At 53.9% G+C, this 254-nt stretch carries 1 protein-coding gene; it reads right to left on the minus strand.

Annotated elements, in window-relative coordinates; all coding sequences use genetic code 11:
* Positions 1–37: 37 nt before the first annotated feature.
* On the minus strand, positions 38–254 hold a 217-nt coding region (locus tag SB756_RS32575), incomplete at its 5' end, for a hypothetical protein (protein ID WP_410913576.1).

The following is a 254-nucleotide window of genomic DNA, read 5'->3' on the forward strand; positions in this document are numbered from 1 at the left end:
GTTGATGATCACCACTGGGCAGGTCGGGTCGGCAGGTTCATCGGTTGCCTAAATCCATGCGCTTGTAAGGTAAGCCTGGAGACCCATGCGCTTTTTTATAAGAAGCCGAAATTCTCAAATTTAACCTGCCATGCGTGCAGAAAGTGCCGGTATGCTCGGCGTATCGCGTCGGCCGCCCAGGCTTGCGATCGTGTTGATTGAACAGAGTTGGCCCATGACCCGCGACACCCTCGAACACCATCAAATCCCTGTGT

Source organism: Pseudomonas sp. SIMBA_068, from assembly GCF_046534705.1.
Taxonomy (GTDB): domain Bacteria; phylum Pseudomonadota; class Gammaproteobacteria; order Pseudomonadales; family Pseudomonadaceae; genus Aquipseudomonas; species Aquipseudomonas putida.